This is a genomic window from Mycobacterium sp. NGS64, from assembly GCF_059812245.1.
Genome location: NZ_JCALCI010000004.1, coordinates 332,022 through 357,590 on the forward strand (window position 1 = coordinate 332,022; position 25,569 = coordinate 357,590).

The following is a 25,569-nucleotide window of genomic DNA, read 5'->3' on the forward strand; positions in this document are numbered from 1 at the left end:
CAGCCGTCTCAGCCACTCGATGAGCCCGTTCCCGCCGATGTCCGGGCGCGGGTGATGCCGGCGGCGCTCGATGAGCTTGTCCGCTGGGGTGTGGAGCGGTTCAGCATCGAGGCGATGGCGGAGCGCCATCGCCTCGATCCCGCGATGGTCTACCGCTACTGGGGCAGCCGGCAGCGACTCATCGTCGATGCCGCCCTCGCCGACGCCGAGGCCTTCAGTGCGGTACCGGACACCGGTTCGTTGCGTTCAGACCTGCTGGCGTTCGCGCACAGAGCGATTGCGCGGCTCAACTCCGAGGAGGGCCGCGCCTTCACGCGGGCGCTCGTCATGGAACGTCCCGGCCATCACGACGAAGAAACCCGAATGCTGGTGTGGCAGGCGCGTTTTAACGCCTTGCGCGCGGTCATCGACCGGGCGAGGGAACGCGGCGAACTGCGTGCCGGGGTGAACACCCTGGCGGCCGTGCAAATCGTGCTGGCGCCGCTGAACGTTCGCGTCCTTTACTCCGATTTGCCTATCGACGATCGCTACTGCGAGGCGATCGCCGACATGGCCTGGCACGCGCTGGTCAAGCGGGAGTGAACACGACCGGCAGCGCGGCCGGCGTCACGAGGCTTTGACCGTCTCGGTGTCGCGTCCGGACCGCAACACGGTGCCGGGCAGGGCGCCGGTGGCGACGCCGTCGCGGCACACCTCGACGCCACCGACCAGCACCGAGGTGATCCCGTAGGCGTCGGCGACCAGCCGCGGGGCGCCGGCGGGCAGGTCGTAGCGCGTGCGCTCGGGGCCGTGGTCGACGGTGGCCGGGTCGAACAGCACCAGGTCGGCGTGCCAGCCCGGCTCGATGCGGCCGCGTTCGGTCAGCCCGTAGAACCGGGCCGGCACGTCGGTGATCAGCCGGACGGCCTCCTCGAGCGTCACGACCTGATGCTCGCGGACGCCCCGGCCCAGCAACGACGTCGTGTAGATGGCGCCGCACATCATGTCGAGGTGGGCTCCGGCGTCCGAGCCGCCGATCACCGCGCCCGGGTGGTGCCACACCTCGGCGCGCGCCCGCCAGTCGGCCGCGTCGTCACCGGTCAGCGGCGGGGACAGGCCGGTGCGCAGCTCGTCGGCGATCACGATGTCCAGCAGCGTGTCGAAGGGCTCGCCACCCCGGTCGACCGCGATCTCGCCGACGCTGCGGCCGGTCGCGTCGGCGTTCTCGGGGGCGAACGTCTCGACGATGACGAGCCGATCCCATTGCGCCAGGCCGCGCAGCATGCCCGCCTCCTTGGACGCGGCGCCCTCGGCAAGGCGGCGGCGCACCTGCGGATCGGCAAGCGCGACAAGCCGTTCGGGCACCGGCAGGTGCATCGTGTCGCGCCAGCCGGGCAGCCCGTCGAGCACGAAGCCGGACAGGAACGACAGCCGGATCTTCATGGCCTGCGGCAGGGTCAGCGCCACCACCCGGCCGCCGCGTTGGGCCGAAGCGTCGAAGGCGCGCAACTGCTTTTCGTGCCCGGCCGAGTTGGCCGCCGACACGCCGAGCAGGTTCCAGTTCAGCGGGCGGTCCGCGGCCACCGACATGTCGGTCAGCAGCGCGATGTCGTCGTCGGTAAAGCCGGACAGGCAGCCGGGGATGATGGCCTCCAGCGTGGTGCCCGGATGGTCGCGGAGTGCGCCCGCGAGCGTCACCAGCTCGTCGCGCGATGCGCTGCGCGACGGAACCGGTTGCCCGGCACCGTCGTTGTGGGTGGGCGACTGCGACGTCGACAGCCCGAGCGCGCCGGCGCCCAGCGCGTCGTGCAGAACCGCGACCATCTTGCCGATGTGTTCCGGTGTGGCCGCGCCGCCCACGGCATCGGCGCCCATCGCGGCCAGCCGCAGCGCCGAATGGCCAACCAGAAAACCGGCATTGACCGCGGTGTGGCCGTCCAGGCGGCCCAGCCAGTCGCCGAACGATGCCCAGCCCCAGTCGAGGCCGGCCCGCAGCGCGTCCAGCGGCATCCCCTCCACCCGCGCCAGCATCCGGGTGAGGTAGTCGTGTTGGTCGGGCGCCGCGGGCGCCAGCGTGAAGCCGCAGTTGCCGCCGAAGACGGTCGTGACGCCGTGCTGCACCGACGGGCTTGCGGTCGGGTCCCAGAACAGCTGCGCGTCATAGTGGGTGTGCAGGTCGACGAACCCCGGCGCGAGTGTCTGCCCTTGGGCGTCAACGGTTTTGGTGGCCATGTCGTCGACGTCACCGACGGCGACGATGCGCCCGTTGCTGACGCCGACGTCGCCGTGGCTGGCGGGCGCGCCGGTGCCGTCGACGATCTCGGCGTCGCGGATCAACAAGTCAAGCACGTGCGGGCCTCCTACGTTCTGGCGAGCCACCCGTCGTCGGGCAACGGGTGACCGAACAACTGTGCGGCGTTGCGGTGGGTGATCCTGGCCGCGTCCTCCGTCGACAGGCCGGCGACGTTGCGCGCCACCACCTCTTGGGTGTCGGGCCATGTCGAGTCAGCGTGCGGGTAGTCGCTTTCGACGAGGATGCGGTCGGCCCCGATCGCGTCGAGCGCGCCGAACGCGTGCGGGTCGTCGATCGAGCAGAACCAGAAGTTGCGCCGCAGCACCTCGCTGGGCAGCAGGTCGCTCTTCCACGCCCCGCCCTCGTGGCCCGAAGCGGAATGTGCCAGAACGTAATCGGCGCGGTCGCCGAGCATGGCCGCCCAGCCCAGACCGCCCTCGGCCAGCGTGATGTTGAGCCCCGGGAACCGCACCGGGATCCCCGACCACAGCATGTCCGCGCACGCGACCAGACCATTCACCGGGAACAGGGTGGTGATGGTTTCAAAAGGTGTGTCCGGGGCGGGGATTGGCGCCCACTGCGCGGAGCCGGTGTGCAGGCACACCACGGTGCCGGTCTCCTCGCAGGCGGCGAAGAACGGGTCCCACGCGCCGCTGTGCAGGCTGGGAATCCCGCATTGGGCCGGCAGCTCGGGGAAGCTCACGGCCTTGAAGCCGCGCTCGGCGTTGCGCCGGACCTCTTCGGGCGCGAGTTGCGGGTCGGCCAGCCACGGCAGCTGCAGCGGGATGATCCGGTCGGGGTAGGCGCCGGCCCACGCCTCGAGGTGCCAGTCGTTCCAGGCCCGCAGGGTGGCCAGGCCCAGCTCCAGGTCGTCGCTCTTCCAGAAGACGGTGCCGGCGAACCCGGCGATCAGCGACGGGAAGTTGAGCGATGCCCAGATGCCGGCGAGGTCCATGTCGGCGATCCGGGCGTCGACATCCCAACAGCCGGGCCGCATTTCGTCGAACCGGGCGGCTTCCATGCTCCATTCCTCGCGGGGCCGTCCGATCACCGCGTTGAGGCCGATGTTGGGGTACTCGCGGCCCTCGTAGCGCCACACCTGACGCCCGTCGTCGGTCTCGACGACCCTCGGGGCGCGGTCGGACAGCGCCGCGGGCAGCCGGCCGATGAACAGATCGGGCGGCTCGATGACGTGGTCGTCCACCGAGATCACGACGTGCTGTCGTTGCCGGGGATCAGGGTCTGGCAGCAGCGCCATACCTGATGACTATCGTCGGTTTTCCGGCGCTGTCAATGCTATCTATGCAATGAATATGAAGTTGGCGTCGCGTGTGCGCTGACGGCTTTCCGTGGGAGTCCAGGGCGGGGATTTCGCGGATCTGCGGCCATCAGCGCACACTCGAAGCCGTCAGCGCACACTCAACGCGCCCACCAGCGGAAGGAAACCCGAGCGATGGCCAAGACCCGTGCCGAAGCGGCGCAGTACGTCAAGGATGCCGGAGGGTTGAAGCTGGTCGTTTTCGGAGCCGACGGGCACGAGGTGGCGGCGATGTTCGTGCAAGGGTCGGTGACATACGACGAGGAGGAAGCGCGCTTTATCGCGGTTGCCGAGGACGGCCACACGGTCGGGGAACTGTTCGTGGACGAGACGGTCGGTTACGACGAGAGCATCGACGCGTTCGTCATCCGAACCGTGCGATAGCGATTAATGTCCCGGGTCGAATTGGATCGGCAGTGCCATGGGTCCGCTGAGCCCGGTGAGGGGCTTCCATGGGGCCGGACCGGTGAGGCGGGCGTTGGGCATGCGCCGGGTCATGATCGCGAGTGCTTCGGCCAGCTCAAGTCGGGCCAGGTTGGCGCCCAGGCAGTAGTGCATGCCGGCGCCGAACGTCTGCATTGGCGGCGCGCCGTCGCGGGTCATGTCGAGGCGGTCGGGTTCGTCGTACACGGCGGGATCGCGGTTCGCGGCGGCGGTGTTGGCGATGACCAGCGTGCCGGCCGGGATCATGAATCCGGCGATTTCGACGTCCTCGCGCGCGGTGCGCAGCGTGGCTGCCGCGATCGGTGAGTGGCGCATCGTCTCTTCGACGGCCTTGTTGGCGAGCTCGGGATTCTGGGCCAGCAGCTCCCACTGGTTGGGGTGCTCGCACAGCGCCTGCACCGAGGCCGCCAGTTGGTTGCGGGTGGTGTCGGTGCCGGCGATCAGGAGGCCGGCCGCCAGCATCCGTAGCTCGTCGGCGCTGAGGTGATCGCCGTCGTCCTCGGCCCGGATCAGCTCGGAGATCAGGTCGTCGGTCAGCCGGTGGCGCCGCTGGGCGACCATGTCGTCGATGTAGGCGTCGAGATCCTCCCACGCGGTCAGGATGGTCCGCTCGTGGGCGGCGACGTCCCAGCTGAAGGCCTTGAAGATGTCGTCGGTCCAGTCCGAGAAGAGCTGCCAATCCTCCGCCGGCGCGCCCAGCAGCGCGCAGATGATCGGGATCGGATATTGCCGAGCGATCTCGCCGACCACCTCGCAGCGTCCCGTCGCGGCGTGGCGGTCCACCAGTTCGGTGATCACGTCCACGATCGTCGTGCGCAGCCGTGCGGTGGCGCGCGGTGTGAAGGCCTGGGACACCAGTCGTCGCAGCCGGTGGTGCTCGGGTCCGTCGAGGCTGATCAGGCTGGCTGCCACCCGCTCCCACAACGGGCCACAGGTGATGCCTTGCGAGGCCAGGAACATGCCCTGGGGCATCCGGAACCGGGGGTCGCGCAGCACGCTTCTGACCAGTTCGTAGGTCAGCAGTTCCGGCCCGTGCGGGCTGAGGGCGATCGGCGCCTGGCGACGCGCTGCCCGGAGGATTTCGTGCGCCTCGTCCGGGCTCTGGCAGTGCTCGTAGTTGATCCTCGGGAGGCCGGCATGAAACACGTTCGGGCAGATCGGTGCATCAACCGCGATGGTCATGGTGGTCCCCCGAGGTCGTCGGTGTCGTGCTTTCACCACGAAGTCTCGGTGGCGGGGGAGCGCATCACACGCGTAGTGGACTACCCCAGTTTCGTGCATTCGGCGCTGGTAGCGCGCGTAGCACGGCCTATCCTTTGAGGACCACTGCAAATGCTGGGAGCGCGGGACAGGCGGAGGTCGGATGACGACCGCATCGGCGTGCCGGACGTGTGGCACCGAGCGTCTGGCGAACGCACGGTTTTGCCATAGTTGCGGTTCACCGGTCGGCGACGCCGAGACCCGCGCCGAGTACAAGCAAGTCACCGTTCTGTTCGCCGACGTGGTCGGATCGATGCAGATCGCGGCGGTCGTGGGTGCCGAGCGGTTGCGCGAGATCATGGCCGCACTGGTCGACCGCTGTGGGGCAGTGGTGCGGCGCTACGGCGGGACCGTGGACAAGTTCACCGGCGACGGCATCATGGCGGTGTTCGGCGCCCCAATTGCGTTGGAAAATCATGCTTTCCGAGCCTGTCTGGCCGGAATGGGAATCCAGGAGGCGGTTGCCGGGCTTGCCGAGGAGATCGGCCGCCGCGACGGCGTGAACTTGCGGCTGCGCGTGGGCCTCAACTCCGGCCAGGTGATCGCGGGTGAGATCGGTTCGGGTGCAATGGGTTACACGGCGATCGGTGAGCAGGTGGGGATGGCCCAGCGGATGGAGTCGGCGGCGCCTCCCGGTGGTGTGATGCTGAGCCTCTCCACTGCCCGGCTGGTTGAGGACGCCGTGGTGCTCGCCGCGCCGGAGATGGTGCGTATCAAGGGCGCCGGCGATCCGGTGGCCGCCTGCCGCTTGGTCGGCATCCCCGAGCACCGACACAGCAGGCGAAACGACCCGGCGCTGGTAGGGCGAACATGGGAGCTGAGCATCATCGGTGAAATCTTCAAGGAGTCCTTCGGCGGCGCCGGACGAGTGGTCGGCGTCCTGGGCTCGCCGGGGATGGGCAAGAGCCGCATCGTCGCCGAGTCGGCCGCGTTGGCCGGCAACCTCGGTGCGGAGGTGTTCGTCACCTACTGCGAATCCCACACCAGCGACGTGCCGTTCCACGCGGTGACGGGCTTGCTGCGGAGTCGGCTAGGGATCAACAACATCGACAGCGCTAGGGCGCGGACGCGTGTGCGTGATTGCATTCCCGCCGGCGACGCCGAAGATCTGCTGTTGTTGGACGATCTGCTAGGCATACGGGACCCTGAGGTGACGTTCCCGGACGTCGACCCCGACGCGCGGCGGCGACGGCTGACCGCCCTGCTCCGCTCGGCGTGGCTGGCGCAAACCACGGCGGCGCTGTACGTCATCGAGGATGCGCACTGGATCGACCGCGTCAGCGAGTCGATGTTCGGTGAGTTCCTGAGCGTCGTTCGCCAGACGCCCTCCGCGGTGTTGATCACCTACCGGCCCGAATACATCGGACCGTTGTTCGATGTGCCTGGTGCGCAGACCATTTCACTCGCCCCGCTCAGTGGCGCAGAGACCGGCGCATTGCTGGGTCAGCTGTTGGGGCCGGATCCGTCGGTTACGGCCATCAAGGAGCTGATTTCCGAGCGGGCGGGAGGCAACCCTTTCTTCGCCCAGGAGATGGTGCGCGACCTCGCCGAACGCGGTGTCCTCGAGGGCGAGCGCGGCGGCTACCGCAGCGCCAGCGACATCGCCGATGTGACGGTTCCGGCGAGCCTGTACGCGACGCTCGCGGCCCGCATCGACCGCCTTGACGCCAGGGCAAAACGAACCCTGAACGCCGCAGCGGTGATCGGATCGCGGCTCGACGCCGACCTGTTGGCCGGCGTTGTGGACGGACCGCAAGTCGCCCCACTGATCGAGGCCGACCTCATGGAGCAAGTGGCTGCGGCGCCGCGCATCGAATACGCGTTTCGCCATCCCCTCATCCGCGCGGTGGCCTATGAATCGCAGTTGAAGTCCGACCGCGCCGCGCTGCATCGCCGGTTGGCCGCGGCGATGGGAGCACACGATCCGGGATCGGCCGACGAGAACGCCGCGTTGATAGCCGAACATCTGGAGGCCGCCGGGGATTCGCTCGGCGCCTATGCGCAGCACATGCGGGCCGGCGCCTGGTTGATGGCCAGGGACATCGTCGCTGCGCGGCGCAGCTGGGAGCGGGCCCGCGCGGTCGCGGACGCGCTGCCTTCGGAGCTCCCAGAGCGCGTCGCGCTACAGATCCACCCCAGGACGATGCTGTGCTACAGCACGTGGCGGGTGGGCGGTACCGCCGAGGAGACCGGATTCGCGGACCTGCGGGAGTTGTGCACCGCATCCGGCAACCGGATCTGGCTGGTGGCCAGCCTGTCGGGCGTGATGTTGTCGTTGACCTCGGCCAATCGCCATCACGAATCGGCCCGGCTGGCGTCGGAGCAGATCGCCCTGTTCGATTCGGCGGACGACCAGATGAACCACTTCGCGGTGATGTCCGCGGCGATGTTCGCCAAGCTCCATGCGGGCGAAGCGGCCGAGGCGCTGCGCGTGGCGCAGCGAGTGATCGAGTTGGTCGGCGAAGACGGCTCGAAGGGCAACGTATCCGGGCTGGGATCTCCGCTGGCGGTCGCGCTCATCTACCGCGCGCATGCCCGCGCGGCGCTCGGTGAGCGGTCCTGGCGCGCCGACTTCAAACGCGCCATCTCGATACAGCAAGGCCTGCGCGGGCCGTCTGGTCTCGTAATCGTGGTCACCTACGGCTACACCGTCGCTGTCACGAACGGCTTGCTGCTGCCGGATGCCGCCGCGCTGGCCGAAACGGCCGAGGTGCTCGGGAACGCCGAAAGGTCCGGGGAGGACGTCGCCGTGGCACTTGCGCAGGTAGCCCACGGGCTGCTGTTGACCCACGCGGCGCCGGCGGATGTGCGCACCGGGTTGGACGTGCTGCGCGGAGGACGCGAGGCCCAGCTGCGACAGCGCAACCTGCTCGGTGCGGCGATGGCCGACATTCGCATCGCCGAGTTGAAGGCCGACGCCGGCGACGTCAACGACGCCATCGCGATTGCCCGCGCGACGGTGAACGAGCTGACCGAATCCGGCGAGATGCTGGTGCGCGGCGCCGCCAGTGCCGCGCTCGTCTCCGCTCTGCTGTTGCGCGGCAACGACACCGACGTGGACGAGGCGCAAACGGTGATCGACCGGCTGGCGACCACGTCGGTCGAGCCAGGATTCGTCGTCAACGATCTCGCTTTGCTGCGCATGCGGGCGCTGGTTGCGCGCGCCCGCGGCCATGACGGGGCGTATCGTGAGTCCGTCGGTCGCTACCGCGATCTGGCGACGACGTTGGGCTTCGACGGGCACATCGCGATGGCCGACGCTATGCGATGAGTGCACCGGCGTAGCCTCCCTGTATGCGAAGGACTTTCGTCGTCACGCTGGCATTCGGGGTAATCGTCGCGCTGTTCGGCCTGATCTGGGCGCTTCAGGGTTTTGGCGTGCTCCTCGGTAGCCCGATGAGCAACACCACGACCTGGTCGATCATCGGGCCGATCACGGTGCTGGTCGGCATCGCGATCGCGGTGTTCAGCTGGCGCAAGCTTTCGGCAAAGTAGTTCACGCCTGCACGACGGTGAAGTCGACCGTGTGCCAGCCGGTGGCGCCGTCGGGGACGCTACCGACCCAATCGGCCGTTTGGGTGGCCCCGGTGTTGTCGGTGGCGCGCACGGAGATGGTGTGCTTCCCAGGGCTTTTCGCCTGCCACGGAAAGCGCCATAACCGCCACGTGTCGTTCGAATAACTGGCGCCCTGTTCGGCGGGCTGCCAGACCCCGTCGTCGATGAGGACCTCGACCGCCCGCACGCCGCGATTCTGTGCCCACGCGACGCCACCGAAGACCACGGGGCCCATGGGCACCTGCTGACCATCTTTCGGCACGTCGATCCGCGACTCGGTCTTGATGGGCGCGCGCGGCGCCCAGCCCTGCCGCGTCCAGTACGCCTCCGCCCTGTCGAAGCGGGTCAGCTCCACGTCGACGACCCACTTGGTCGCCGACACGTAGCCGTAGAGCCCGGGTACCACCAGCCGGGCCGGGTAGCCGTGCTCGATCGGGAGCGGCTGACCGTTCAGGCCCACCGCCAGCAGCGCCGCGCGGCCATCGGTGAGCGCCTGAACGGGCGTGCCGGCGGTGAACCCGTCGATCGACGTCGAGAGCACCATGTCGGCGTCCGCGTGCACCCCGGCCGCGGCAAGTAGATCGGCCACCCGGTAGCCGGTCCAGACACCGGTCGAAATCAGGTTTCCCCCAACGGGATTCGATACGCAGGTCAGCGTCGTCACCGTTTCGACGACGTCGAAGCGGGCCAGGTCGTCGAAGCTGTAGGTGGTTTCGCGGTCCACCATGCCGTGGATGCGTAGCCGCCAGTCGCCGTGGCTGAGCTGGGGAACGGTCAGTGCGGTGTCCACGCGATAGAAGTCGGCGCTGGGCGTGATAAAGCTCGGCAGCGCAACGCCGTTCGGTTGCACGTCGGCAGGTATCGGTGGCGCCGGTGTGCGCGGGCGGGGAAGCGCAAAGCCGGTGCGGTCGGCGGCCACCGAATGCACCAACCGCGTGACGACCGCACCCGCCACGCCGCTCACCACTCCGAATCCGAGCAGCCCCAGCATGACCAGCCTGCGCCTGTCCGCGTCCGGGTCGTCGGTGGCCCCGCCGTCCGACCCCGACCGGATCCGACGGGTCAGCAAACGAAGGGTCGCCACGCCACAGGCGGCGCCGACGAGCGTCGGCATCGTGTCGACGGCCGTCGCGCCCGGCCGTGACAAGACCGCGAGGCATCCGAGGACGCCCGCCGCTGCGATCGTGACGCTCCCGACGGGACGGCGCGCAGTCTCGAAGCTCCCCGCGATGGCGGCGATCGTGGCGATCGCCACGAGCACGACGACGGCCACGAAGGGCTTGTCCAGGGAGCCGAGGGTCTGAATCGCCCACTCTTTGACGGGCCCCGGTGTCATGTCGACGGCCACCGCGCCGATCGCGGCACGCGCGTCGGCCTGCGCGCCGAAGGGGATGCCCACCAGCTGGGCCACCCCGAGCGAGACAGACGCGGCGGCGACGCCCGCGATCATCCGTTCATTCGACGGAGCGACGGCCATCGCGCCACTCTACCCGCGTTGACCGCCCCCGTCGGCGCCCGCAAACACCTTGCCGTGCAGGAAAACCGGTGAACCGACCGCACGGGTAGTCTCGAAATCGCCGAGATACCGCTTGGGCTTGCAGATATGAAAAAAGTGATTTAGCCTCCGACACCCTGACCATCCGCATATCTTGGGCTTTTGTAGGCCCGGGGGACGCATGGGAGCGTAAGACTTGACCGCGATCCGCCGAACGATCCGTTCGTCGATTCCGGTTGTCTTGGCGGATGCGGAGCACGCAGCGCTGCGGGCTCCGGATGCCTTCGGGCGCTTGGGGTTTGGTGACGCGGCATGACGCGCGCGACGGCGGCCGAACAGCTCGACAGCGAAAACCCGTGGCCGGGGCTCGAGTCGTTCGAGGAACACGGGAGCGCGTTCTTCCACGGGCGTGGCCACGAATCAACGACGCTGCTGAGCTGCGTTCTCGACGCTCCGATCACCCTGTTGTACGGGCGGTCCGGCGTCGGCAAGACGTCGTTGCTGCGAGCGGGGCTGTTCGGCTTGCTGCGCGACAATCACTTTCTGCCGGTCTATGCGCGCTTTGACGTTGGGCCGGGCGCCGCACCGCTGACTCGTCAATTGCGGCAATCGCTGTTCGATTCGATTCGGGCCGAGGTGCCCGATCCGGTGCCGCCTGCGGAGGACGAATCTCTTTCGGAATATCTGCATCGCGACGACTTCGAGCTCCGAAGCGAGCGGGGCGAGCTACTGACGCCGGTGATCGTTGTCGACCAGTTCGAGGAACTCGTTACGCCCGCCCAGCGGGTTGATCTCGTGCGGGAATTCAGGAACGAGCTCGGTGGGCTGGCCGAACGGCAGGGCCGTTACAAGTTACTGATCTGCCTGCGGGAGGAATCTGTCCCGGATCTCGACGACTGGCGCCAGCTCATCCCGTCGCTCGGGCAGTCGCGGATGCGCCTTTTGCCGATGGGGACGAGCGAGGCAGTCGACGCGGTGTACAAACCGGCCGAAGAGATGATGCCCCGTTCGCTGGCCCGCCGGGTGGTGGGCATCGTCGCCGGCGAGGACCTGCACCGCGCCCGCGGCGCCCCATTTGCCGATGTCGATCGTGCCGCCGACGACTTCGACGCCCTGGAGGTCGAACCCGCGCTGCTCAGCCTCTTCTGCCGCGAGCTCAACGAGGAGCGGAAGCGGCGCGGGCAGAGCCACTTCGACGACCGGCTGGTCCAGGACGCCAGGCGGGACATCCTGTCGAACTACTACCAGTCGTGCGTGCGCGACCTTCCCCCGCGTGTCGCGCAGTTCATCGAGTCAGAGCTCATTACCGAAAAGGGATTCCGCGACAGCTATGTCCGCGAGGAAGCGGTGCCGTCGCGGCTGACCGAGGACGAACTGTCCCGGCTGATCGGGTCGCGGCTGCTACGGCTGCAGGAACGCTACGGCGCGCAACGCATCGAACTCACGCACGATGTGCTCACCGACGCGGTCCGCGAACACCGAGATCGGCGACGCACGGGAAAGACCAAGGCCACCTTGGCATCCCGCGCCGACGGCTCGCAAGTCGGACTCGAAGCCGCCCAGCGGCGCGCGGCCGCCCTACGGAAACGGTTACAGATTCTCGCTGCCGCGTTGGCGGTCACCGCCGTCGTCGCCCTCGTTGCCGTGATGCTCGGTGTGCAGGCCGTCCAAGCGCGACACGAGGCGCAGAGCCAGCTGCACCAGAAGCTGCTCACCCAGCGGCAGATCCTGATCGCCGAGGCGCAGGACATGCTGGCCGGCACCCAGCCCGGCGGGGACGCGCGCGCCTTCCAGCAGATCCTCGCCGCGCGCGCCCTGCTCACTCCCGCCGACGACGGCCCGCTCTACACCGCGGTGGCCCAACGAGCCAGCACCCTCAAAATCATCACCGGGCACACCGGCGCGGTGAACGGTGTGGCGTTCAGCCCCGACGGGCGCCGGCTTGCCAGCGTCGGCCTCGACAAGACGGTGCGGGTGTGGAACGCCGAGACCGGCCAACAGGTCGGCGCGGCGATGACCGGTCATCAGGACAACGTGATCGGCGTGGCGTTCAGCCCCGACGGGCGCCAGGTGGCTTCCGCGAGCATGGACAAGACCGTCCGAATCTGGGACGCCGAGACGGGCCACCCGGTCGGCGCACCCCTTCGCGGTCACACCGGTTCGGCGCTCGGGGTCGCGTTCAGCCCGGACGGGAACTGGCTGGCCTCCGCGAGCAGCGATCGCACCGTGCAGCTGTGGGATGTCCGGGCCGGCTACACGCCCGGTCCGCGGCTCGTCGGCCACACGGGTTCGGTGGTCGGCGTGGCGTACAGCCCCGACGGGCAGCGGCTGGCTTCGGCGAGCGACGACCAGACCGTACGCCTGTGGGACGCCCGGACCGGCCAACCGATCGGCGCCCCCCTCGTCGGGCACATCGGCCCGGTGCTCAGCGTCGCGTTCAGCCCCGACGGGCACCGGCTGGCTTCCGCGAGCATGGATACGACGGTCCGGATATGGGATGCCGACACCGGTCAACCGGTCGGCGCGCCCCTCACCGGTCACACCGGGCCGGTGCAAAGCGTGGCCTTCGACCCCGCCGGACACCGGTTGGCCAGTGCGAGCGCTGACCAGACCGTTCGACTGTGGGACGCCGACAACGGCCAGGACCGGGGCCCGTTGCTCGTCGGACACAGCGGCATCGTGAACGGCGTGATGTTCAGCCCGGACGGGCGCCGCCTCGCAACCGCAAGCAGCGACGCCACGGTCCGGCTGTGGGACGCCGGCCAGCCGTTCGGCGCACCGATGGTCGGCCACACCAGCAAGGTGAACAGCGTGGCGTTCAGCCCCGACGGACACCGCCTGGCCTCGGCCAGCGACGACCAGACGGTGCGGCTGTGGGACGCCGGCACCGGCCAACCGGTCGGCGCGCCCCTGCGCGGCCACACCGGCAAAGTGAACAGCGTGGCGTTCAGCCCCGACGGGCGGCGCGTCGCCTCGGCGGGCGACGACCAGACGGTGCGGCTGTGGGACGCCGGGACCGGCCAACCGGTGGGCGCGCCGCTGCGCGGTCACACCGGCCCCGTGCTCAGCGTGGCGTTCAGTCCCGACGGCCGCCAGCTGGCGTCGGCCGGCGACGACCAGACGGTGCGGCTATGGGACGTCGCCAGCGGCAAGTCGGTCGCCCTCACCGGCCACACCCGCAGGGTGGACAGCGTGGTGTTCAGCCCCGACGGCCGCCGGCTGGCCTCGGCCAGTGTCGACCAGACGGTGCGGCTCTGGGACGCCGGCACCGGCCAATCGCTCGCCGTCCTCGCCGACCACACCGGCCCGGTGTTTAGCGTGGCGTTCAGCCCGGACGGTCGCCGGCTGGCCACCGCGAGCGGCGACCAGACGGTGCGGGTGTGGGACGCGGGAACCGGACAACCGGTCGGCGACCCCTTGAGAGGAACTGGCGACACCGTGAACGCCGTGGCCTTCAGTCCCAACGGACGGCGACTGGCCACCGCGGAAAGCGAAGGCACGCTACAACTTTGGGATGCCACCACCGGCCAGCCGTTCGGCGCCTACCTCGAGGGACACACCGGCCCGGTGCTCAGCGTGGCGTACAGCCCCGACGGGCAACGGCTGGCCTCCGCGGGTGCCGACACCACGGCGCGGCTATGGCCGGCGGATGCGTCACCGGAGATGCTGTGCGCCAAGCTGACCTCGAACATGAGCCGCCAGCAGTGGCGCGACTGGGTGTCGCCCGACATGGGCTACGTCAAGCTGTGCCCGGGACTGCCGATCGCGGGTAGTGGCTAGCTCGGCACCGGATGCCGGACGAACGTCCGCGGCTGGGTGAAGGCCCGGATCCCGTCGACGCCGAGTTCCCGGCCGAGGCCCGACTGGCCGCAGCCGCCGAACGGCAGGCGCGGGTCTTGGGCGGCCAGGCCGTGGCAGTTGACGCTGACCGTGCCCGCGACGAGCCGGCCCGTGATCCGGTCGGCCAGCGCGTCGTCCCCGGTCCACACCGACGCGGTGAGTCCGAATTCTGTTGCGTTGGCGGCGGTTACGGCGTCGTCGATGTCGTCGTAACCGAAGATCGGCAGCACCGGGCCGAACTGCTCCTCGGTGGCCAGCCGCGAATCGGCGGCGAGCTCGGTGACGACCGTCGGCAGCGCGAAGTAGCCGCCGGAGTCGGCGTCGGCCTCGCGGATCCGCCCCGCGGTGCGCACCGACGCGCCCTGGGCCTCGGTGTCACCGACCAGGGCGGCAACCCTGTCGCGCCCGGCGGCGGTGTGCAGCGGGCCGAGCGTGGTCTCGTCGGCGAGCCCGTCGCCGATCACCTCGCGCTCGCAGCGCGCGAGCACCGCCTCGGCCAGTTCGCCGACCTTGCCGGCGGGCGCGTACAGCCGCTTGATCGCCATGCAGACCTGGCCGCCGGTGGTGTAGGTCGCCGTCACCAGCCGCTCCACCAGCTCGTCGGTGACCTCGATGTCCGGCGCGATGATCGCGGCGTCGTTGCCGCCGAGCTCGAGCAGCACCGGGGTGAGGCGCGCGGCGGCGGCCGCCATGACGGCGCGCCCGGTGGCGACGCCGCCGGTCAGCGAGATCAGGTCGATGCCCGGGTGGGTGACCAGCGCCTGGGCCAGCTCGCTGCCCGGTCCGGACAGGACGTTCACCACGCCCGGCGGCAGCGCCGCGGCCACCGCCCCGGCGAGCTGCAGTGCGGCCAGCGGACAGCTCGGCGGCACCTTGACGACGGCGGTGTTGCCCGCCGTCAGCGCCGACGCGAGCTTCGTCATCGTTAGCGCCAGTGGCCAGTTGAACGGCAGCACCAGCGCGGCCACGCCGTACGGCTCGCGATGCAGCCGCGGGTAAACGGAGCCGGGGTCGACCTGCTCGGGCGCCAGCGCCGCCTCGGCCATCGAGCCGATCAGCGCGGCGAGGCCCGGCCCGGTGCTGATCTCGAAGTTCGCCTCGGTGAGCACCTTGCCGTGCTCGCGGGTGTACAGCCGCGCGCCATCGCGGGCGGCTAGCTGTTCGGCGGCCGTGGCCGCGGCCACCGAGATGGCGGCGACGCGCTCGGCGACGCCGAGCGCGCGCCAGCCCGCCGCCGCCCGCTTCGCCGCCGACACCGCGGCGTGTAGTTGGGCACGGTCGGCGGCGGGTGCGTGGCCGACGATCTCGGCCGGCCGGGCCGGGTTGTGCACCGGGTAGGTTCCCGCGGCGCCTTCCTGCGGCTGGCCGCCGATGGTCAGGACCGAATCGGTCGCCGGCGCTTGGTGGACCGTAGTTGTCATCGCCCGTCTCCCTTGACCCGGTGCGGTTGTCCAGCCATGGTAAGTCGCTATGACGCCGATCACATTTTTGGTCCGATGAAAGCCGTCGTGCTGCGCGAGGTCGGACAGCCCACGGCGGTGGAGGAGCTCGCGTTGCGGCCGCTGGCCAGCCACGAGGTCCGGGTGCGGTTGCACGCCAGCGGGGTGTGCCACAGCGATCTGTCGTTGCGCGACGGGGCGATACCGACGCTGCTGCCGTCGACGCTCGGACACGAGGGCGCGGGGATCGTCGCCGAGGTCGGCGCCGACGTCACCACCGTCAGCCCGGGCGACCACGTGGTGCTGACGTGGAACGTGCCCTGCCGCTCCTGCCCGCATTGCCTGCGCGGCGAGGCCCAGCTGTGTGTGCACGGCTACGACCACGCCTACGGCGGCCCGTACGCCGAGGGCGCCGGCGCCCCGGTGTGGCCGGGAATGGGCGTCGGATCGCTGGCCGAGGAAACGCTGCTGCCGGCCGCGGCGGTGGTGCGAGTCGACGACTCGCTGCCGCTCGACCTCGCGGCGCTGCTGGGCTGCGGCGTCACCACCGGGGTCGGCGCGGTGATGCGCACCGCGGCCGTGCGCCCCGGGGAGAGCGTGCTCGTAATCGGTTGTGGCGGTGTCGGTTTGGCCGCCATCCAGGGCGCTCGGCTGGCCGGGGCGGCGCCAATCATCGCCGCCGACCGGGCCGCCGGCCAGCTGCCCGCCGCGGTGGCCAACGGCGCAACCGACACCATCGACGCCAGCGAGACCGACGTCGTCGCCGCGGTGCGCGACCTCACCGGGGGTCTGGGGGTCGACCACGGGGTCGAGGTGGTGGGCAAGCCCGCGACCATGCGCCTGGCCTACGAGGCCACCCGGCGCGGCGGCAAGGTGACACTGGTGGGCGCCGCCGGCATCGCCGAGGAGGTGACGTTTCCCGCGCTGTCGTTGATGGCCGACGGCAAGGCGATCCAGGGCAGCGTCTACGGCGCCAGCGACCCGGCGCGCGACATCCCGGTGCTTGCCGCGCTGGCCCAACGCGGCAAGCTCGACCTCGAAGCGTTGGTGACGCGGCGGATCGGCATCGACGACGTCGAGGCGGCGTTCACCGACATGTCCGCGGGGCGCGGCGCCCGCAGCGTGGTGTGCTTCGCGTAATCCTCAGGGCGACAGCGTGATTGCCTGCTCCGGGCAGTTCTCCTCGCCCGTTTTGGCCTGCGCCTCGAGTTCGCCCGCGACCTCCTCGACGAGCACGACGCAGTGGCCCACGTCGTCGGCGTCGAAGACGCCGGGCGCCAACGTGTAGCAGCGGCCGTGTCCCGTGCAGCGGTCGGCATCCACAGCAATGCGGGTCATGACGCCGGGAACACCAGCGGCAGCGACTCCACCGACCGCAGCGCGGCGGTATAGCTCAGCTGCGTGCCGGGCTTGACCTCGTAATCCGGGATGCGGCGGTGGAATTCGCGCAACGCCACCCGCAGCTCCATGCGGGCTAGGTGCGATCCCAGGCAGCGGTGTGGGCCACCGCCAAAGGCGCGGTGCCGGTTTGGATTACGCGTGAAGTCCACCAGCTCCGGGTCGGGGAACTCGGCGGGGTCGGTGTTGGCCGCGCCGAGCAGCGGGCTGACCCGTTCACCCTTGCTGATCGGGCACCCGCCCACCTCGGTGTCCTGGATGCAGACGCGGGCCACGCCCGGCACGGGCGTCTCCCAGCGCAACAGCTCCTCGATGGCGCTCGGCAGTATCTCGGGCTGCTCGACGAGCTGGCGACGGTGCTCGGGGTGGCGGGCCAGGAACACGAAAAAGCAGTCCAGGGAGTCGGTTACGGTGTCGAGCCCGGCGATCAGGAACAGGATGCAGATGTCGAGCAGTTCCTCGCGGGTTAGCGGTTTGCCTTCCACATTCGCCGCGATCATGGCGGACAGCACGTCGTCGCGCGGATTGGCGATGTGGTCGTCGATGGCACGGTCGAAGTACTCGTAGATCTGTTGCGCCGTCGGAGCACCGGACTCGTGGCGGCGGTCGTAGCCGGAGTCGCCCGGCGGGCGGATGATGCCGTCCTTCCACTCCAGGAACTGGTCGAGGTCCTCCAGCGGCAGGCCGAGCAATTGCAGGAAAACGGTGCAGGGGAGGGGGACGGCGAACTCTTCGTGGAAGTCGCATTCGCCGCGACCGGCGAAGCGGTCGATCATCTCGTTGACGAGCTCGCTGACGCCGGGTTCGCGCCGGGCCATCTCCCGCGGGGTGAACAGCGGGTCGAGGACGCGGCGGTATTTCGCGTGATCGGGCGGGTCGATTTGCAGCGGGATCATCGGTCGGACGTTCCCGAGGTCGACGGCGTCCATGTTCGACGAGAACAACTCGGTGTGCTTGAGGGCCATCTCGATGTCGGCCAGACGACTGAGAACCCACGCCGACGGCGACCGGAACACCGGGGTGGTTTCGCGCAACGCCTTGTACATCGGCTGCGGATCAGCGAGTCCCGCGAACGCCTGATCGACATACCCTTCGGTTTCTGTCATGCGGTCAATGTGACACCAACATCGCTATTTAGGCAATGATTGAATAAATGCGGCAACGGCCGAATGCCGCTGGTCAGCAGATTCTCCAGCGGGTACCGTGGACCGTCGCGGACGAGTTGGCCGGGCGGCCGCGGCTCGCATCGTCGAGTCGAGGAAAGTCCGGACTTCACAGAGCAGGGTGATTGCTAACGGCAATCCGAGGTGACTCGCGGGAAAGTGCCACAGAAAACAAACCGCCACCCTCGCGGTGGTAAGGGTGAAACGGTGCGGTAAGAGCGCACCAGCATTCCGGGTGACCGGAGTGGCTAGGCAAACCCCACCCGAAGCAAGGCCAAGAAGGCCGCATCGAAAGGTGCGGCCGCGCAGGCGTTCGAGGGTTGCTCGCCCGAGCCTGCGGGTAGGCCGCTCGAGGCACCCGGCAACGGTGTGTCCAGATGGATGGTCGCCGCCCCGCCGCCGTTGCTGATGCCGCGGCGGCGGGGAACAGAATCCGGCTTACAGGCCAACTCGTCCGCCCACCTGCTATGGGGGTTAGCGCACCGCCTTGGCGAGTTTGCGCAGCGCGTCGTCGAGTTGCTGACGGCACCGCTCGGCGAGGTCGGCCTCCTGCTGGTACAGCAGCCCATAGGTGAAGGTGTCCTCACCGGCCGTGTGCGCGGCCTCGGCCTGATGACCCAGGTGCTCGCGGCTGACGACGCTGTCCTGGTGATCGCCCAGCAGCGTCTGGATGACCTTCGCCTGCTCGGACACCTGCGTGGCGCCGGTGGCCGCGGCGGTGTAGCGAAGTCGCTTCGCGCGCTTGCGAATTCGATGCAGCGCCAGGTCTCGATCGTGCTCGTCGCCGGATTCCACCTGGGCGGCGGCCTTCGCCGCCTTGCGGACCTTGCGGTAAGCCGCATCGAGGGTCACCGGCGCGGCCTCCTCGCCCGGAACCGCCGCAGGAGCTTCGGCCACCCACGCCTCGAGGGCGTCGAGCAGCCGGAAGTATCGCTGCGAGCGCATCGCGATCAGCGACCGCCGCAGCCCGGTCTGGTAGCGGCGGCGCGCCCCGTCGACGAGGCGTTCGCGGATGCGTCCGCGCACCAGCTCGGGTGGCAGCTTGTCCAACGCCTGCTGGTAGCGCTCGGCCAACACCTCGGCGTCGCGGGCCGCGCCCAGCACGTTGCCCAGCTCGCGGAGCTCGTCGAGGATCCACGCGTTCTCGGACAACCCGAACGAGTCGCCGGAGTCGGCCAGCAGGCTGCGGATCTTGCGGATGGTCACCCGCATCTGGTGCACCGCATCGTAGGCGTCGGCGCGCACCGCCCGATCCCACACCAGCAGCTCGCCGACCTGCTCGGCCACCGCCCGGTGCACCGGGTCGGCCGGCTCGGCCGCGCCGTCGGAACGCGCCGGCGTGCCGAGCACGCGGGCCAGCTTGGAGGCGTGACCGGCGGGCGCGGCACCGGCGTCCAGCAGCCGGTTGCTCAACCGGCTCAGCAGCTCGGTGTCGGCAGCGCCGTTGCCCTCGGCGAGCTCGAGTTCCCACTCGCGCCACTCCTGTTCGGCGGGCTGGGCGTTGGAGTCGCCGGCCGCCCACGCGGTGACGTGGTCGTTGCTGAACTCGGCCAGCGCCGCCCCGTCCGCGCCGTAGAGCACCTGGGTTTCGCGTTCGGTGCTGATCCGGGCGACGGGTACGAGCGGGCGCTCCCGCACGATGGCGAGCACCACATCGCGCAACTCGCCCGGCACGGTGTCGGGCTCTGAGGCGTCCAGCGGTGCGCGAACCTCGGTGCGCGCCTCCGGGCCGGACGGCAACTTGAGGTGCCAGCCCGCGTCGTGACCGCCCGTGCGGCGGCGCAGGGTGATCTTGTTGCGCGCCAGGTCCTGCCCCGGCGTGTCGAAGTACGTCGCGTCCAGCGATTCGACCGCCGACTTGTCGACGTGAGCGATCGCGGCGATGCCTTCAAACGACGGCGACACGGTGGACTCCACGACGTCGAACTTGCGCTCCACCTCCAGATGACGCGAGGTTTTCGGCGCTTTTACAGGCATTCTCGGCTCCATTGAGGCGGCGTGGTGGGCAACCCATAGGGTGCCATATCGCGGTGCTACTGGTTGAGATGCATCGCCCCGCCGGTCAGCTGACGGAACGTTTGGATTTCGCTCTCCTGGAACGGCCGCCCGTCGGGTTGCAACAGGTCGTGGAACCACACGTCGGGAATCGAGGCGTACGGGTGATCCCATGAGTCCCACGGGAAGTACGTCTGGGTCTTGCCCGCGACGAGCCCCCAATTGATCGCACCGACCTTGCGGCGCTTGGCAATTGGCAGGATGTCCGCGACGGTGCTGCCCAGCGGCCGGGCCAGGTACTCGGTGCAGACGATCGGCCGGTCCTGCGAGGCGAGCTCGTCGATGCGGTTCTCGAAGCCGGCCGGCTCGCCGTAGGAGTGGAACGTCAGGAAGTCGGAGTTGCCCAGCTGAATGGCGGCGATCGCGCTGGTGCTTCCAGCGTCGGGCCATTCGCCCTGCCACACCGCGCTCGTCAACGGCTGGACGGGATCGACCGAACGGGCCCACGCGAACACCTGCGGCAGCAGGTCCGCCACGAGCTGCTCCTTGTCCGGCCGCTCGACCGACGCGTAGTGGTGCGAGGGGTTGTCGGGCTCGTTCCACAGGTCCCAACCCAAAACCCGGTCGTCGTTGCGGAATTGGGTCAGCACCCCCGTCACGTAGGCGCGCATGGTGTCGAGGTAGCCGCGGTCGCCGAGGCGTTCGGCGCCCGGGCCCTGCACCCAGCCGGAGTTGTGCACGCCGGGCGTCGGGGACCGCTGCGGCCCGACCTTGGGGAAGGGGTCCCAGCACGAGTCGAACAAGACGAACAGCGGCTTGATGCCGCGGTCGGCGGCGATGGCGACGAACTGGGCGAGGCGGGCCTGGAAGCCGCGCTGATCCTGGGTCCACAGCTGGTCGTGCAGAAAAACCCGCACGGCATTGAATCCGGCGGAGCGGGCCCAGCCCAGCTCGACGTGGATGCGCAGCGGGTCGAAGGTGTCAGGCTGGAACATCTCCAGCTGGTTGATCGCGTTAGAGGTGACGTAGTTGGCGCCGACCAGCCAGCCCTGCGCCCGGTACCAGCGGTCGGCGCGCTCGGTCGACCACCGGCTCGATTCCGGTGGGCCGGGCGGCGGTTGCGCGGCGGCGCGGGGCACTCGCGTCAGGGCGGCGCCGCCCGCCAATAGCAGCGGCAACGCCAGGACCGTTCGGCGGTGCACGAGGCCACCACGATTACTGCCGACGATTTCTTCAACCCCGCTCACGAGCCCCGGTCGCCCATAGCGGTAACCCTACCAGCGGTGTCACACAAGAGGTTTCAGCAATCTCCAGGATGACCGGGACCGCCGCTTCCAGCGGGGGAAAGGGCGGGTGGCGCGCCTTTCGGCTAAGCGGACGTCAGAAGCAGTGCTCCTCGGCGGGGAACGAGCCTGCGGCCACCTCTTGCGCGTATTGCGTTGCGGCCTTTCGCAATTCGGCCCCGACGTCGGCGAACCGCTTGACGAACCGCGGCGGCTTGCCGCCGCTCAGGCCGGCCATGTCCTGCCAGACCAGGACCTGGGCGTCGCAGTTGGGCCCGGCCCCGATCCCGATGGTCGGGATGGTGAGCTTGCCGGTGATCTGGGTAGCCAGCTCGGCGGGCACCATCTCCATCACGACGGAGAACGCGCCGGCCTCGGCGACGGCGATCGCGTCGTGCACGGTTTGCTCCGCGGCGTCACCGCGGCCCTGCACCTTGAAGCCGCCGAGGCTGTTCACGCTCTGCGGCGTGAAGCCGATGTGGGCCATCACCGGGATGCCCGCCGCGGTCAGGCAGGCGATCTGGTCGGCCACCCGCTCGCCGCCCTCGAGCTTGACGGCGTGCGCGCCGCCCTCCTTCATGAACCGGGTCGCGGCGGCCAGCGCCGCGGCCGGGCCGGCCTCGTAGCTGCCGAACGGCAGGTCGGCGACGACCATCGCCTGTTGGGCGCCGCGCGCGACGCCGCGCACCAGCGGGATGAGTTCGTCGATCGAGACCGGAACCGTGGTGTCGTAGCCGTACACCACGTTGGCGGCCGAATCACCGACCAGCAGCACCGGGATGCCGGCGTCGTCGAAGATCCGGGCGGTCGAATAGTCGTAGGCCGTGAGCATGGCCCACTTGTGGCCTTCGGCCTTCATTTTCTGCAGGTGGTGGGTGCGAATCCGGGCCGGCGGCTTGGCTTGCGCAGGCGGATTGGCACCATAAGGATTCTGCTCAGACATCATTGTCCCTGGTAGTTGGTCGGATCGATCCTCGTGGCCATTGCGGTCCCCGGGTTCGCTGACTCCCGCCATTCTGCCATCTCGGGTGCGCGGTTGCACCGCCTGTGTGGTGTGAGTCATACCATTTCCGCATGCAGCGGCTCAGCGGACTCGACGCCAGTTTCCTGTACCTCGAGACCGCCGCGCAGCCCATGCATGTTTGCTCGATCATCGAGGTGGACACATCGACGATGCCGGGCGGCTACACCTTCGACCGGCTGCGCGACGCGCTGACGCTGTTCCTGAAGGCGATGCCGCAGTTCCGCGAGAAGCTCGCCGACAGCGCGCTGAACCTCGATCACCCGGTGTGGGTGGAGGACGAGAGCTTCGACGTGGATCGCCACCTGCACCGCATCGGGTTGCCGCCGCCGGGCGGCCGCAGCGAGTTGTCGGAAATCTGCGGGCACATCGCGTCGCTGCCGTTGGACCGGAGCCGGCCGCTGTGGGAGATGTGGGTGATCGAAGGGGTGGCGGGCGCCGATTCCGATCGGCTGGCGGTGATGACCAAGGTGCACCACTGCGGGGTGGACGGCGTGACGGGCGCGAATCTGATGTCGCAGCTGTGCGCCACCGAGGCCGACGCGCCCGCACCCGATCCGGTGGACGGCGTCGGCGGCGGCAGCGGATGGCAGATCGCCGCGGGCGGGTTGGTCCGGTTCGCCCGCCGGCCGCTGCGGCTGGCCAACGTGGTGCCCCAGACCGTGTCCTCGGTGGTCGCGACGGTGCGCAAGGCCGCCGAGGGTCAGGCGATGGCGCGTCCGTTCGCCGCGCCGCGTACCGCGTTCAACGCCTCCATCACCGGCCGCCGCAACATCGCGTACGCGCAGCTGGACCTCGAGGACGTCAAGACCGTCAAGAACCACTTCGGCGTCAAGGTCAACGACGTGGTGATGGCCCTGGTGTCCGGGGTGCTGCGCCAGTACCTGGCCGAGCGCGACGCGTTGCCCGACACGTCGCTGGTGGCCTCCGTTCCGGTGTCGGTGCACGGAAAGTCGGATCGCCCGGGCCGCAACCAGGTTTCGGCCATGTTCTCCAACCTGCACACCGAGATCGCCGATCCGGTCGAGCGCCTCAAGGCCATCGCCGAGGCGAATTCCCTTGCCAAGGAACACAGTTCGGCCATCGGTGCCTCACTGCTGCAGGACTGGACGCAGTTCGCCGCGCCGGCGGTCTTCGGCGTCGCGATGCGGCTGTACGCCCGGACCCGGCTGACCGAGGCCATGCCGGTGCACAACCTGGTGGTCTCCAACGTCCCGGGTCCGCAGGAGCCGCTGTACTTCCTGGGCTGCGAGGTCAAGGCGATGTACCCGCTGGGCCCGATTTTCCACGGCTCGGGGCTCAACATCACCGTGATGTCGCTGAACGGGACGTTGGACGTCGGGCTGATCTCGTGCCCGGAGTTGCTGCCGGACCTGTGGGAGATGGCCGACGACTTCGCGGTGGCGATGGAAGAACTGCTCGCGGCCGTCGGATAGTTCGCCGCTGGAGGCGCACATCAGAATCTCAGGTTGGCTCTGGCAGCATATGTGGGCATGGGGTTGACTCGCCGCGACAAGGTCGCGCGCACGCTGCTGATCTGGATGGCGCTCGCCGCCGTGGCGATGCTGCTCGGCGGCTGTCTCCGCGTTGTCGGTGGGCGCGCCGTCATGGCTGGGCCCAAGCTGGGCCAGGCGATCGAATGGACGCCGTGCCGCTCGTCCAACCCCAAGGCCAAGATCCCCAGCGGCGCGATGTGCGGCAGGCTGGCCGTGCCCGTCGACTACGACCACCTCGACGGCGACGTGGCGACGCTGGCGATGGTTCGGTTTCCCGCGACCGGGGACAAGATCGGCTCGCTGGTGATCAATCCCGGCGGCCCCGGCGAGTCCGGCATCGACGCCGCGTTGAGCGTCGTGCAGACGTTGCCGAAGCGCATTCGTGAGCGCTTCGACCTGGTCGGGTTCGACCCGCGCGGGGTCGGGTCGTCGCGGCCGGCGATCTGGTGCAATTCCGACGCCGACAATGACCGGCTGCGCACCGAGCCGAACGTCGACTACAGCCCGGCCGGCGTGGCCCACATGGAGGACGAGACCAAGCAGTTCGTCGGCCGCTGCGTCGACAAGATGGGCAAGGACTTCCTGGCGAACGTGGGCACGGTCAACGTCGCCCGCGACCTGGACGCCATCCGCGCGGCGCTGGGCGACGACAAGCTGACCTACCTCGGCTACTCCTACGGCACCCGGATCGGCTCGGCCTACGCGGAGGCCTATCCCACCAAGGTGCGCGCGATGATCCTCGACGGCGCCGTCGACCCGAACGCCGACCAGATCGAGGCGGATCTGCGTCAGGCCAAGGGATTTCAGGACGCGTTCAACGACTTCGCCACCGACTGCGCCAAGCAGCCGACCTGCCCGCTGGGCACCGACCCGGCCAAGGCGGTCACCGTCTATCACAGCCTGGTCGACCCGATGGTGGACCCGAACAACGAGATGGTCGGCCGGCCGATACCCACCAAGGACCCGCGCGGGTTGAGTTATGCCGACGCCATCGTGGGGACCATCATGGCGCTGTACTCGCCGTCGCTGTGGCACCACCTGACCGACGGCCTGTCCGAGCTGGCCGACCACCGCGGCGACACCATGCTGGCGTTGGCCGACATGTACATGCGCCGCGACCCGCACGGCCACTACACCAACGCCACCGACGCCCGGGTCGCGATCAATTGCGTTGACCAGCCGGCGATTACGGACCGCGCCAAGGTGATCGACGAGGACCGCCGGTCCCGGGAGATCGCCCCGTTCATGAGCTACGGGCAGTTCACCGGCGACGCGCCGCTGGGCACCTGTGCGTTCTGGCCGGTGCCGCCGACGAGCAAGCCGCACGCCATCACGGCGCCCGGCCTGGCGCCGACGGTGGTGGTGTCGACCACGCACGACCCGGCGACCCCCTACAAGGCCGGCGTCGACCTGGCGCAGGAGCTGCGCGGCTCGCTGCTGACCTTCGACGGCACCCAGCACACGGTGGTCTTCCAGGGCGACAGCTGCATCGACGACTACGTGACGCAGTACCTGATCGGCGGCGACACGCCGCCGAGCGGCGCCAAGTGCTAGGGGCGTCGTTTCGCCGAGACTAGTAGCGACGCGCCG

The 25,569-nt window shown here is 69.4% G+C and carries 18 protein-coding genes and 1 other RNA gene; 9 read left to right on the forward strand and 10 right to left on the reverse strand.

Going from position 1 to position 25,569, the window contains the following annotated elements; genetic code table 11:
- The first annotated feature begins 54 nt into the window (after positions 1-54).
- On the forward strand, positions 55-582 hold the full coding sequence (locus AC5Y4S_RS19530) for a TetR-like C-terminal domain-containing protein (RefSeq protein ID WP_500034313.1): 528 nt from the start codon (positions 55-57) through the stop codon (positions 580-582).
- A 24-nt stretch (positions 583-606) separates the two neighbouring features.
- Here the strand turns inward: AC5Y4S_RS19530 and AC5Y4S_RS19535 are convergent, their stop codons facing one another.
- Together AC5Y4S_RS19535 and AC5Y4S_RS19540 are read right to left on the reverse strand one after the other, a co-directional pair.
- Positions 607-2,328: an N-acyl-D-amino-acid deacylase family protein gene (locus AC5Y4S_RS19535; protein WP_500034314.1), complete on the reverse strand. Its 1,722-nt coding sequence runs from the start codon at positions 2,326-2,328 to the stop codon at positions 607-609.
- A gap of 11 nt (positions 2,329-2,339) precedes the next feature.
- The gene (locus tag AC5Y4S_RS19540) at positions 2,340-3,530 is read right to left on the reverse strand and encodes an amidohydrolase family protein (protein WP_500034315.1); all 1,191 of its coding nucleotides are present in this window, start codon (positions 3,528-3,530) and stop codon (positions 2,340-2,342) included.
- A 195-nt stretch (positions 3,531-3,725) separates the two neighbouring features.
- On the opposite strand from AC5Y4S_RS19540, the gene AC5Y4S_RS19545 reads away from it, so the two are divergent.
- Complete coding sequence (locus AC5Y4S_RS19545) at positions 3,726-3,974, forward strand: hypothetical protein (RefSeq protein WP_500034316.1); 249 nt, start codon at positions 3,726-3,728, stop codon at positions 3,972-3,974.
- Positions 3,975-3,977: 3 nt separating this feature from the next.
- On the opposite strand, the gene AC5Y4S_RS19550 is transcribed toward AC5Y4S_RS19545, so the two are convergent.
- Complete coding sequence (locus tag AC5Y4S_RS19550) at positions 3,978-5,216, reverse strand: cytochrome P450 (protein ID WP_500034317.1); 1,239 nt, start codon at positions 5,214-5,216, stop codon at positions 3,978-3,980.
- 181 nt (positions 5,217-5,397) lie between these two features.
- Between AC5Y4S_RS19550 and AC5Y4S_RS19555 the strand changes: the two genes are divergently transcribed.
- On the forward strand, positions 5,398-8,565 hold the full coding sequence (locus AC5Y4S_RS19555) for an ATP-binding protein (protein WP_500034318.1): 3,168 nt from the start codon (positions 5,398-5,400) through the stop codon (positions 8,563-8,565).
- Between the two features lie 23 nt (positions 8,566-8,588).
- Positions 8,589-8,789: a hypothetical protein gene (locus tag AC5Y4S_RS19560; protein ID WP_500034319.1), complete on the forward strand. Its 201-nt coding sequence runs from the start codon at positions 8,589-8,591 to the stop codon at positions 8,787-8,789.
- 1 nt (position 8,790) lies between these two features.
- Here the strand turns inward: AC5Y4S_RS19560 and AC5Y4S_RS19565 are convergent, their stop codons facing one another.
- Positions 8,791-10,326 (reverse strand): molybdopterin-dependent oxidoreductase, encoded by a 1,536-nt coding sequence (locus tag AC5Y4S_RS19565; protein WP_500034320.1) that lies wholly within the window; start codon positions 10,324-10,326, stop codon positions 8,791-8,793.
- Positions 10,327-10,656: 330 nt separating this feature from the next.
- On the opposite strand from AC5Y4S_RS19565, the gene AC5Y4S_RS19570 reads away from it, so the two are divergent.
- The gene (locus tag AC5Y4S_RS19570; protein ID WP_500034321.1) at positions 10,657-14,124 is read left to right on the forward strand and encodes a WD40 repeat domain-containing protein; all 3,468 of its coding nucleotides are present in this window, start codon (positions 10,657-10,659) and stop codon (positions 14,122-14,124) included.
- On the opposite strand, the gene AC5Y4S_RS19575 is transcribed toward AC5Y4S_RS19570, so the two are convergent.
- Complete coding sequence (locus AC5Y4S_RS19575) at positions 14,121-15,605, reverse strand: aldehyde dehydrogenase family protein (RefSeq protein ID WP_500034322.1); 1,485 nt, start codon at positions 15,603-15,605, stop codon at positions 14,121-14,123. The two genes, AC5Y4S_RS19570 and AC5Y4S_RS19575, sit on opposite strands and share 4 nt — an antisense overlap.
- A gap of 75 nt (positions 15,606-15,680) precedes the next feature.
- Here AC5Y4S_RS19575 and AC5Y4S_RS19580 point away from each other — a divergent pair, with 75 nt between their 5' ends.
- Complete coding sequence (locus AC5Y4S_RS19580; protein ID WP_500034323.1) at positions 15,681-16,763, forward strand: Zn-dependent alcohol dehydrogenase; 1,083 nt, start codon at positions 15,681-15,683, stop codon at positions 16,761-16,763.
- Between the two features lie 3 nt (positions 16,764-16,766).
- Here AC5Y4S_RS19580 and AC5Y4S_RS19585 read toward each other — a convergent pair whose 3' ends face one another.
- Positions 16,767-16,961, reverse strand: coding sequence for a ferredoxin (locus AC5Y4S_RS19585; protein ID WP_500034324.1), 195 nt, complete (start codon positions 16,959-16,961; stop codon positions 16,767-16,769).
- Positions 16,958-18,127 (reverse strand): cytochrome P450, encoded by a 1,170-nt coding sequence (locus AC5Y4S_RS19590; RefSeq protein ID WP_500034325.1) that lies wholly within the window; start codon positions 18,125-18,127, stop codon positions 16,958-16,960. Before AC5Y4S_RS19590 ends, AC5Y4S_RS19585 begins: the two co-directional genes overlap by 4 nt.
- A 112-nt stretch (positions 18,128-18,239) precedes the next feature.
- On the opposite strand from AC5Y4S_RS19590, the gene rnpB reads away from it, so the two are divergent.
- Positions 18,240-18,641: RNase P RNA component class A (gene rnpB, locus AC5Y4S_RS19595), an RNA gene on the forward strand.
- 17 nt (positions 18,642-18,658) lie between these two features.
- On the opposite strand, the gene AC5Y4S_RS19600 is transcribed toward rnpB, so the two are convergent.
- The 3 genes from AC5Y4S_RS19600 to panB form a co-directional block, all read right to left on the reverse strand.
- Complete coding sequence (locus AC5Y4S_RS19600) at positions 18,659-20,161, reverse strand: CYTH and CHAD domain-containing protein (RefSeq protein ID WP_500034326.1); 1,503 nt, start codon at positions 20,159-20,161, stop codon at positions 18,659-18,661.
- Positions 20,162-20,217: 56 nt separating this feature from the next.
- Positions 20,218-21,381, reverse strand: coding sequence for a glycoside hydrolase 5 family protein (locus AC5Y4S_RS19605; RefSeq protein ID WP_085190458.1), 1,164 nt, complete (start codon positions 21,379-21,381; stop codon positions 20,218-20,220).
- 178 nt (positions 21,382-21,559) lie between these two features.
- Positions 21,560-22,405, reverse strand: coding sequence for a 3-methyl-2-oxobutanoate hydroxymethyltransferase (panB, locus tag AC5Y4S_RS19610; RefSeq protein WP_500034327.1), 846 nt, complete (start codon positions 22,403-22,405; stop codon positions 21,560-21,562).
- A 131-nt stretch (positions 22,406-22,536) separates the two neighbouring features.
- Between panB and AC5Y4S_RS19615 the strand changes: the two genes are divergently transcribed.
- A complete protein-coding gene (locus AC5Y4S_RS19615) occupies positions 22,537-23,919 on the forward strand; it encodes a WS/DGAT/MGAT family O-acyltransferase (protein ID WP_500034328.1) in 1,383 nt (460 codons plus the stop codon).
- 51 nt (positions 23,920-23,970) lie between these two features.
- Entirely contained in the window at positions 23,971-25,533 is a 1,563-nt protein-coding gene (locus AC5Y4S_RS19620; RefSeq protein WP_500034622.1) for an alpha/beta hydrolase, read from the forward strand.
- Positions 25,534-25,569: the final 36 nt, after the last annotated feature.

Coding starts and splice junctions, on each gene's coding strand:
- AC5Y4S_RS19560 (WP_500034319.1), top strand. CDS start 8,589: ATGCGAAGGACTTTCGTCGTCACGCTGGCATTCGGGGTAATCGTCGCG.
- AC5Y4S_RS19530 (WP_500034313.1), top strand. CDS start 55: ATGCCGGCGGCGCTCGATGAGCTTGTCCGCTGGGGTGTGGAGCGGTTC.
- panB (WP_500034327.1), bottom strand. CDS start 22,405: ATGTCTGAGCAGAATCCTTATGGTGCCAATCCGCCTGCGCAAGCCAAG.
- AC5Y4S_RS19570 (WP_500034321.1), top strand. CDS start 10,657: ATGACGCGCGCGACGGCGGCCGAACAGCTCGACAGCGAAAACCCGTGG.
- AC5Y4S_RS19555 (WP_500034318.1), top strand. CDS start 5,398: ATGACGACCGCATCGGCGTGCCGGACGTGTGGCACCGAGCGTCTGGCG.
- AC5Y4S_RS19600 (WP_500034326.1), bottom strand. CDS start 20,161: ATGCCTGTAAAAGCGCCGAAAACCTCGCGTCATCTGGAGGTGGAGCGC.
- AC5Y4S_RS19615 (WP_500034328.1), top strand. CDS start 22,537: ATGCAGCGGCTCAGCGGACTCGACGCCAGTTTCCTGTACCTCGAGACC.
- AC5Y4S_RS19540 (WP_500034315.1), bottom strand. CDS start 3,530: ATGGCGCTGCTGCCAGACCCTGATCCCCGGCAACGACAGCACGTCGTG.
- AC5Y4S_RS19585 (WP_500034324.1), bottom strand. CDS start 16,961: ATGACCCGCATTGCTGTGGATGCCGACCGCTGCACGGGACACGGCCGC.
- AC5Y4S_RS19590 (WP_500034325.1), bottom strand. CDS start 18,127: ATGACAGAAACCGAAGGGTATGTCGATCAGGCGTTCGCGGGACTCGCT.
- AC5Y4S_RS19550 (WP_500034317.1), bottom strand. CDS start 5,216: ATGACCATCGCGGTTGATGCACCGATCTGCCCGAACGTGTTTCATGCC.
- AC5Y4S_RS19580 (WP_500034323.1), top strand. CDS start 15,681: ATGAAAGCCGTCGTGCTGCGCGAGGTCGGACAGCCCACGGCGGTGGAG.
- AC5Y4S_RS19575 (WP_500034322.1), bottom strand. CDS start 15,605: ATGACAACTACGGTCCACCAAGCGCCGGCGACCGATTCGGTCCTGACC.
- AC5Y4S_RS19545 (WP_500034316.1), top strand. CDS start 3,726: ATGGCCAAGACCCGTGCCGAAGCGGCGCAGTACGTCAAGGATGCCGGA.
- AC5Y4S_RS19565 (WP_500034320.1), bottom strand. CDS start 10,326: ATGGCCGTCGCTCCGTCGAATGAACGGATGATCGCGGGCGTCGCCGCC.